Here is a 9,024-nt window from a genome sequence, read left to right on the forward strand (position 1 = left end):
TAAAAAGGCTTCCTTGAGGAAGCCTTTTTTACGTTTGAATACGGTCTCAGTGTTAACTATGCCTTAGTGTTAACTACGCCTTAGAGTAAACATCGCGTTCACCCAACCAACGGTTGATGATCGCCTTAGCATTGTCTGGGTAGCTATCGTGAATATGACGCGCAATACGCTGCACTTCAGGTATCAAACGTTGGTCACGAATTAGATCGGCGATCTTGAAATCAGCCAAGCCAGTTTGTTTGGTACCGAGCAATTCACCGGGGCCACGGATTTCTAAGTCGCGCTGTGCAATCACAAAGCCATCGTTACTTTCACGTAGCACACCTAGGCGTTTCTGAGCGGTTTTAGACAGCGGAGAGTGATACAACAATACACAATGACTTGCGACCGAACCTCGGCCGACACGGCCACGCAGTTGGTGCAGTTGCGCTAGGCCAAGACGTTCTGGGTTCTCGATGATCATTAAGCTCGAATTCGGAACATCCACACCAACTTCAATCACGGTTGTCGCAACCAATAGATGCAGCTTGTTCTCTTTGAACTCTCGCATCACCGCTTGTTTCTCGGCGGGTTTCATACGGCCATGGACTAAACCAATTTTTACGTCAGGCAGTTTGCGTTGTAGCTCTTCTGCTGTATCAGCTGCAGCTTGAGCTTCCAGTACTTCCGATTCATCAATCAGCGTACATACCCAGTAGGCTTGTTTGCCTTCATTGAGACACGCATTTTTCACACGTTCAACAATGTCATCGCGCTTGGTATCAGGAATTGCCACGGTTTGAATTGGGGTTCGTCCCGGTGGCAGTTCATCAATAATCGAAGTTTCGAGGTCGGCATAGGCCGTCATTGCTAACGTTCGTGGGATTGGGGTAGCGGTCATGACCAACTGATGGGGGTAGTAGCCTTGCTTTGCGCCTTTTTCACGTAGCTCTAATCGCTGGTGGACACCAAATCGGTGCTGTTCATCAATGATCACTAAACCAAGGTTTTTGAACTCGACATGCTCTTGGAACAGGGCATGAGTACCGACCACCATTTGCGCTTCGCCACTGGCAATACGTGTTAGTTCAGTTTCACGAGCTTTGCCTTTGAGCTTACCTGCTAGCCATCCAACTTGAATACCCATTGCCTCAAACCAGTTGGCAAAGTTAATCGCGTGTTGTTCTGCGAGTAGTTCAGTGGGTGCCATAAGTGCTACTTGTTGACCGTGTTCCAATGCGCGAACCGCCGCCAGTGCAGCGACTAAGGTTTTACCAGAGCCCACATCACCTTGCACTAAACGCATCATAGGATGCGGCTTTTCAAGGTCAGCTTCGATCTCTTTAGTCACTCGTGCTTGGGCATTGGTTGGTGAAAACGGCAGCTGAGCCAGTAGCTTATCTTTAAGGGTGTTTACTGGAGGAAAAGGCATTGCCTTGTCTTGCTGCCCTTTGCTACGAACAGACAACATAGACAGGTTTTGAGCCAGTAACTCTTCCATAATTAGGCGCAGTTGCGCAGGGTGCTTGCCTTCATCAAACAGCTCTAGGTCAATGCCCGGGGGCGGCCTGTGAATGGTATGCAGTGCTTGTGCGAGGGTAATTTGGTGGTCGTATAAACCTGATGGGAGAAGCTCGTTAACTGCGGCCTTGTCGATTAGCTCTAAGGCTTGATCGGTAAGATTACGCAGCGTGACTTGTCTTAGCCCTTCGGTGGTTGGGTACACCGGAGTCAGATTGGCTTCAACGTCTGGCTGTTGCCTCGGCGCAAAGAATTTGTAGTCAGGGTGGACGATCTCAAGCCCCATATTACCGCGCTTGATCTCACCATAAGCATGCACTTGTTTGCCTTCGGCAAAGTTATTCTTCATGCCTGCAGTGAAGTTGAAAAAACGCAGTGTAATAGTGCCATTACCATCACTGATCTTTACTGCGAGCATCTTACGTTTACCGAAAATGGTATCGACGTGCATTACCTTGCCTTGCACTGCTGCCCATAAACCAGCATGCAGTTTTACGATTGGATAGATACGCGTTCGATCTTCGTAGCGCAAAGGCAGGTGAAACAGTAAATCTTGTACGTTGTTAAGCCCAACCTTCTCCAGTTTCTCTGCGACTTTTGCGCCGACTCCAGATAAAGAGTTGAGAGGGATAGCAGATAAAAGCTGTGACATAACAAGGCTCATAAACATAAGAGAGATAATCTATTCAAGCATTTTACTGGATTTTTGTACAGGATAAAGCGTAAGAGCAGATTAGAAGCAGATACGGGATTCGAGTAAACGAGATTCGAAGGGATTAAGAGCAGGTTCGGGATTCGGGTAATCGAGATGCGAAGGGATGAAGAGCAGATGCGGGATGCGGGTAAACGAGATGCGAAGGGATAAGAGCAGATGCGGGATGCGGGTAAACGAGACACGAAGGAATGAAGAGCAGATACGGGGTACGAGTAAACGAGATACGAAAAGATTAAAAAAGATGTGGAGCCAAGATGGTGAGTCACGAAGTCTTTTGCTCTTCGCATCTCGCCATCTCGAATCCCTCATCTTTACTTTGATCAGTTCTTACGACGTCTTACTTTCAGCGCGTGTGGCATCACACGTAGCTTTTTCATAATACTTGCAAGATGAACACGATCTTTGGTGGTCAGCAAGATAGTCACTGTGTACAGGCGTCCATCACGTTCTTCAGTTGAAATACCATGAATGTTTGAGCCTGTTTTCGAGATAACGTTAGTTAACTCAGCCAGTGCACCTTGGTGGTTCTGCAGATCAACCTGAAGTTCAGCTGTGAACTCTTGGTCGTAATCGTCAGACCATTCCACCGCCATGTACTTGTCTGGTTCTTTTTGGTAACCACGAACGTTTGGACACGTTTCACGGTGAACCACAAGGCCACGACCTGGAGAGACATGGGCAATGATGTGATCATCTGGAATCGGGTGACAACAGTTGGCGAACGTTAGCAGTAGACCTTCAGCACCACGGATTGGAAGTTTCTTCCTAGGCGTGTCGCTGTTGTTTTCTACTTCAGTCAGTTCGTCAGCATCACCTAGCAGGCGACGAGCAATCACGATACTCATCAGCTCACCAAGACCAATTGACGCTAGCAAGTCTTCAATACTGTCGAGACGAAGATCAGACAATACATGTTCAACGTTCTCTTGGCCGATATCACCAATCGAGTGTTCGCCAAGTGCGTGGTTCAGTAGACGACGACCTAAGGTAATCGACTCTTCGCGGCGCATAGTCTTCAGAACCTGACGGATCTTAGTACGCGCACGTGATGTCACCACGTAGTTGAGCCATGCTGCATTCGGACGTGCGCCCGGAGCACTGATGATCTCAATAGTTTGACCGTTCTTCAGCGATTTGCTGAGTGGGTAAGGGTTCATGTCTACACGAGCACCTACACACATGTTGCCGACATCGGTATGCACCGCGTAAGCAAAATCGACCGCTGTTGCGCCTGCCGGAAGCTCGACAATGCGACCCTTCGGCGTGAACACGAAGATCTCATCTGGGAACAGATCAGACTTAACGTTTTCAATGAATTCGAATGAGTTACCCGCGCTTTGTTGCAGCTCAAGTAAGCTCTGCATCCAACGTTGTGCTTTAACCTGTGCGGTTGTGCCATTACTGCTGCGTGAGCCGTTGCCTTTGTAAGACCAGTGCGCTGCGACACCTTTGTCTGCCATTTGATCCATATCTTCAGTACGGATCTGAACCTCAACTGGCACCCCGTGAGGGCCGATCATTGACGTGTGCAGAGATTGGTAGCCGTTGGCTTTTGGTACCGCAATGTAATCTTTCATGCGGCCAGGGCGAGGCTTGTACAGGCTGTGAGCCTGACCAAGTACGCGATAACAAGTATCTGGGGTATCAACCACGACGCGGAAAGCGTAGATGTCCATAATGGTGTGGAAGCGCTGCTCTTTAGTTTTCATCTTGTTGTAGATGGAGAACAGGTTTTTTTCACGACCAAGTACGCGAGCAGGCAAACCGACCTCTTCAAGGCGGCCTTCAATTTCGCTATGGATACGTTGGATCATTTCCTTACGGTTACCACGCGCAGCTTTCACTACGTTTTTAAGTACGCGATAACGGTTAGGATAGAGGGCTTCAAAGCCCAGCTCTTCTAGTTCGGTCTTGATGTTATGAATACCAAGACGGTGAGCTAGTGGAGAATAAATCTCTAGGGTTTCACGAGCAATACGACGCTTTTTGTCAGGACGAAGTGCCCCAAGCGTGCGCATGTTGTGAGTACGGTCAGCTAATTTGATCAAGATAACGCGGATGTCTTGCACCATGGCGAGAACCATCTTGCGGAAGTTCTCTGCTTGCGCTTCTTTGCGATCACGAAATTTAAGCTTATCCAGCTTAGATACACCATCAACCAATTCAGCAACGGTATTGCCAAATTTTTCCTCTAGATCTTCTTTAGTGACATCACAGTCTTCGATGACATCATGAAGCAGAGCAGCTTGCAGGGTTTCGATATCCAGACGCATTTCTGCCAGGATTCTTGAAACAGCTACAGGGTGGATAATGTATGGTTCACCGCTTGAGCGGGTTTGCCCTTCATGGGCGTCTCTCGCTACCACATAAGATTGACGCAGAGCCTCAATTTGAGGCTCTGTTAGGTATTCTTGGGCAACGTCTTTGAGGCTATCGAATAGATACAAATTAAAGGCCCGGAAGGTTAATTAGTTCGAATGACGTTCTTAACGAGTGTGAGCGATGCTGCTTACTGCTGCAAGTTCAGCTGCTTCTTGCTCTTGTTGCTCTTGACGCTCACGAGCATCTAGTACGTCTTTAGTGATAAGACCTTCTTCGATTTCGCGAAGAGCGATAACCGTTGGCTTATCGTTTTCTTCAGGCACTAGTGAATCTTTACCGCCAGTTTGCATTTGACGTGCGCGGCGAGCCGCAATAAGAACTAGGTCGAAACGGTTGCCAACTTTTTCAACAGCGTCTTGAACAGTTACGCGTGCCATGAGGACTCCAAATAGTAATTAACTAATAAATTTTTGATGACGAGAAAGTATACAAGTTTAACTAGATACTTTCTAGATCACCGTATACTTATCTCAATAGAAAATCTAGGGGATCTAGATTATTCCGCTAATAAAGCAGTAAGCATGCCGCTGTATTTCGCTGCTTGCTTATCTTCTTTTAAGCGCTCCGCACGAATGATAGCTCTGAAGTCCATTAGGGCTGCATCAAAGTCGTCATTCACGATCACATAATCATATTCTGCATAGTGAGAAATCTCTGATTTTGCTTCGCTCATGCGTTTCGCAATAACTTCGTCGCTGTCTTGACCGCGAACATTCAAACGACGCTCTAGCTCACCATTTGATGGTGGAAGAATGAATACACTCTTCGCTTGAGGCATTTGTTCACGGATCTGACGAGCACCTTGCCAGTCGATATCTAGGAACACATCGATACCGCGGTTTAGGTTTTCTTCAATCCAAACGCGTGAAGTACCGTAGTAGTTGCCGAACACTTCAGCGTACTCTAGGAATTCACCTTTAGTAATAAGGTCTTCAAAATGATGCTTCTCTACGAAGTGGTAGTGAACACCATTTTCTTCACCAGGGCGCATACCGCGAGTGGTGTGTGAAACAGATACCTTCATTGCGTAGGTTGGATTGGTTTCTAGCATTGCTGAGATCAAGCTCGACTTACCTGCGCCACTAGGTGCAGATACGATGTAAAGAGTACCTTTGCCCATCTGTATATTTCCACTGTTGGTTGGATTGAGTGAAGGCAATAAACCTACACTTTAAAAGATAGCACTGACTCTAATTTTTGTTCCGATGGCGCATCTACTAATTGTGCCGTTGGTTACGTCTATAAAGAGATAACGAGTAAAACTAATAGAAGCAACTGGTGAAAATTAGGTCAGAAAAATGGAGGCGAAGAGTAGCATATTTAGATGATTGAGAACAACTGGCTTGATCGTTATTTATTAGCGAATGATCTTCTCAAGGATCTTTGTATAAATGTAATGACTCGTCATCGGTACTTTTTTATGTGATCTGGACAAAATTTGTTGAAGTTTTAATCTCAATCCTTACAATCCGCGCAAACGATTAAATGCTGTATATATCTAGTGATATGGACTAGATGTTTCTACTACCGAGCCTACCTTGGTGACTACAGTTTTTAGTGTAGAGACCTCTCTATTCTCACAGCATTTGAATCACCAAATTCTTAATTTATTGCAAAGGTTTTGTTGTGAGTACCGATTCCACCCTGAAAGCCCAGAACACCTCTGGCTCGCTTGATTCGATGTTTAAAATCACTGAAAGAAAAACCACGATTGGCACTGAGCTGTATGCGGGTTTCATTACTTTCTTGGCGATGAGTTACATTCTGGCGGTTAACCCAGCAATTTTGGGTGATATTCCAGGCATGGACAAAGGTGCCGTGTTTACTGCAACGGCTCTGTCTGCGGCAATCGCAACCCTAATTATGGGCATTTGGGGCAACTACCCTGTAATGCTAGCGCCGGGCATGAGTATGAACGGCTTTTTCAAAGGTCTGCTGTTAAGTGGATCTGTTGCCGTGCTTTGGAATGAAGCGCTGTTCGGTATCTTCCTATCTGGTATTTTGTACCTTGCGTTCTCATTGACCAATATTCGTAAATCGATGATTGAATCGATTCCTGAAGATTTGAAGTTGGCGATTACCGTGTCTCTCGGACTGTTCATTGCTTTCTTAGGTCTTAAGAATGCGGGCATCATCGTTTCTAACCCATTCGTACTGGTTGGCTTAGGCGACATTTCTGATCCAAAAGTGATCATCGCTTACGTGAGCATCTTCATCGCACTGGGTTGTATGGTTCGTGACATCAAGCTAGCAACGTTCATCTCATTCGTTTCTGCTATCGTGTTGACGATTCTTGCTGACGTCTTCATGGGCACTTCAAACGCACCAATCCCAGAGCAGTTCATTGCTATGCCACCAAGCATGGCTGGCAGCTTCGGCGCTATCTTCGATTTCTCTGCTTTCACGCCAGAGAAAATGTTCGACTTACTGTTCATCGTACTTATCTTCTTGATTGTCGATTTCTTTGATGGCTTGAGCACCATTGTCGGCGTTGGCCGTGATGCGGGTATCATCGATAAAGACGGCAAGGTGCCAAACGCGAAATCGGCTCTAGTAGCAGATGCGGGCGGTACTGTGATTGGTTCAATTCTTGGTACCACATCGATCACTGCTTTCTCTGAGTCTGGCATCGCTTCTTCTCAAGGTGCAAAAACGGGTTTGGCAGCAGTCATGGTGGCTGGTCTGTTCCTAATCTCGCTATTCCTATACCCAATCTTCTCTATCTTCTCGGCTGCAATGGTTGCACCGGCGATGGTAGTAGTCGGCATCTACATGGTAGGTCGTCTTGGTCAGATCAACTGGGAAAAGAAAGAGTCACGCATTGCAGCCTTCTTTACCATCATGTTCACAGTGCTAAGCTTCTCTCCAGCGAACGGTATGGCGATGGGCTTCATCAGCTACGCATTCACAATGGTTGTGGCAGGTAAGCGCAAAGAAGTACACCCGCTTATCTACGGACTGTGTGTGGTGTTCTTAACTTACCTGATTCTGCTTTAAGGCTAATTAGTCACTAAGAAGTCGCTAAGTAAAAGACAAACAGATGGCTCTGCAGTGAATGCGGGGCCATTTTTGTATTTGTTGCTTTTTACCGTTGCTTCTTAATGTTGGTTACCGATGAGTTGATGGCGTTAGCCTAAAGTCGGTGCTTTGACAGTACGCGACTTATATTGATGCATGCTATTGTAGAGACTGGATTAATTATTTTTTGAAGAGTGACTATGCCTTCTCACTTACCTAAATCTTTTAGTAAGCCGTTTTTAAAAGTATTCCACATTATGGAAGCGGTATTGCTGGTGGCGATCACGCTCGCGACCTTGTTTGCGATGGTCGAAGAGTTCATGCATGTCTTCGCTGAACGCCGAGTGCAATTGACCGACATTCTGCTGATGTTTATCTATTTAGAAGTGTTGGCGATGGTTCAGCAGTTTGTGATGAACGGTAAGATCCCAGTGCGATACCCAATCTATATCGCGATGATGGCGATTGCTCGTTACATCACTTTGGGCATGAAAGAACTCGATGCGGTATTGATCGTTTGGTTATCTTTAGCGGCATTTATCTTAGCAGCAGCAACTCTGTTGATTCGAGTCGGTCACCATTACTGGCCATATGTCGATCTCAGAACTAAGCAGCCGGACGAGTAAATTTTTTGAGATCAAAGTCTTACAAATCAAGCCCGGCGACCTAGCTGGGCTTGAATTCAAGCCAACCGAACAAAAAAACATCAATTATTTTCAAATAAAGCTTTACAACCCGACCCAGATCACCAAGAATGGCCTCGCTCTGTTTTCAGAGTTATTAAATGAAACATCAGTTGTAAAGTAAAACCCTTAGTATTGCTTCATTGTTATTCTCAGTGTTTCCCTTGGCTTCATAGATACATTAAATAATTCAAGCTTTCAGCGCATCGCACTTTTGGCGATTAATTTTTTATTTTTATATAAGGGACACATCATGTCTAACAAAACAAACGGCGTAGTAAAATGGTTTAACGAAGAGAAAGGTTTCGGTTTCCTAACTCAAGACAACGGCGGCGCTGACGTATTCGTACACTTCCGTGCAATCGCTTCTGAAGGTTTCAAGACTCTTAAAGAAGGCCAACAAGTGTCTTTCGAAGTAGAGCAAGGCCAAAAAGGTCTTCAAGCTGCAAACGTTGTAGCTCTATAAGATTTTAAGTCGGCGCAGGTTGCATTAGCAACTTGCGTTACTTTCTCTCTCAAATTTGTTTCCCCCCTCAGTTTTACCGCAACACTCTTCTCCATTAGCAATACCCTCTCTAAGTATTCAAAAATCCTGTTTTACGTCCGTTATCTCGTTCTAACTATCGTTGTATCTGTTCTTTGCTCTAACTCAACCTTCTACGTAACAACCAGTCACTTGCTCATCCTGATTACTATTACTGTATCCAAAAAAAAAGGTTCATCGCG

7 protein-coding genes and 1 riboswitch are annotated in these 9,024 nt (G+C 45.8%); of the genes, 3 read left to right on the forward strand and 4 right to left on the reverse strand.

Annotated features, from left to right (window positions below):
* Positions 1–73 precede the first annotated feature (73 nt).
* The 4 genes from recG to gmk all read right to left on the reverse strand — a co-directional run bounded on the left by recG (position 74) and on the right by gmk (position 5,717).
* A complete protein-coding gene (gene recG, locus AB4493_RS01070) occupies positions 74–2,152 on the reverse strand; it encodes an ATP-dependent DNA helicase RecG (RefSeq protein ID WP_017066313.1) in 2,079 nt (692 codons plus the stop codon).
* Between the two features lie 383 nt (positions 2,153–2,535).
* On the reverse strand, positions 2,536–4,662 hold the full coding sequence (gene spoT, locus AB4493_RS01075; RefSeq protein WP_019826453.1) for a bifunctional GTP diphosphokinase/guanosine-3',5'-bis pyrophosphate 3'-pyrophosphohydrolase: 2,127 nt from the start codon (positions 4,660–4,662) through the stop codon (positions 2,536–2,538).
* Positions 4,663–4,701: 39 nt separating this feature from the next.
* Entirely contained in the window at positions 4,702–4,974 is a 273-nt protein-coding gene (rpoZ, locus tag AB4493_RS01080) for a DNA-directed RNA polymerase subunit omega (protein ID WP_009848003.1), read from the reverse strand.
* 119 nt (positions 4,975–5,093) lie between these two features.
* On the reverse strand, positions 5,094–5,717 hold the full coding sequence (gene gmk, locus AB4493_RS01085) for a guanylate kinase (protein WP_017062466.1): 624 nt from the start codon (positions 5,715–5,717) through the stop codon (positions 5,094–5,096).
* A gap of 348 nt (positions 5,718–6,065) precedes the next feature.
* Positions 6,066–6,165: riboswitch (purine riboswitch) on the forward strand.
* A gap of 58 nt (positions 6,166–6,223) precedes the next feature.
* Between gmk and AB4493_RS01090 the strand changes: the two genes are divergently transcribed.
* The 3 genes from AB4493_RS01090 (at position 6,224) to AB4493_RS01100 (ending at position 8,764) form a co-directional block, all read left to right on the forward strand.
* On the forward strand, positions 6,224–7,594 hold the full coding sequence (locus AB4493_RS01090; protein ID WP_017062465.1) for an NCS2 family permease: 1,371 nt from the start codon (positions 6,224–6,226) through the stop codon (positions 7,592–7,594).
* Between the two features lie 221 nt (positions 7,595–7,815).
* A complete protein-coding gene (locus AB4493_RS01095; RefSeq protein ID WP_017062464.1) occupies positions 7,816–8,241 on the forward strand; it encodes a phosphate-starvation-inducible protein PsiE in 426 nt (141 codons plus the stop codon).
* Between the two features lie 310 nt (positions 8,242–8,551).
* Positions 8,552–8,764, forward strand: coding sequence for a cold-shock protein (locus AB4493_RS01100; protein ID WP_004735656.1), 213 nt, complete (start codon positions 8,552–8,554; stop codon positions 8,762–8,764).
* Positions 8,765–9,024 lie beyond the last annotated feature (260 nt).

The sequence above is a fragment of the Vibrio sp. 10N.222.55.A1 genome (genome assembly GCF_041473835.1).
Classification (GTDB): Bacteria; Pseudomonadota; Gammaproteobacteria; order Enterobacterales; family Vibrionaceae; genus Vibrio; species Vibrio crassostreae_C.

Excerpts from the sequence above, each read along its gene's own strand:
- recG (WP_017066313.1), bottom strand. The coding sequence starts at position 2,152 with ATGTCACAGCTTTTATCTGCTATCCCTCTCAACTCTTTATCTGGAGTC.
- rpoZ (WP_009848003.1), bottom strand. The coding sequence starts at position 4,974 with ATGGCACGCGTAACTGTTCAAGACGCTGTTGAAAAAGTTGGCAACCGT.
- gmk (WP_017062466.1), bottom strand. The coding sequence starts at position 5,717 with ATGGGCAAAGGTACTCTTTACATCGTATCTGCACCTAGTGGCGCAGGT.
- AB4493_RS01095 (WP_017062464.1), top strand. The coding sequence starts at position 7,816 with ATGCCTTCTCACTTACCTAAATCTTTTAGTAAGCCGTTTTTAAAAGTA.
- AB4493_RS01100 (WP_004735656.1), top strand. The coding sequence starts at position 8,552 with ATGTCTAACAAAACAAACGGCGTAGTAAAATGGTTTAACGAAGAGAAA.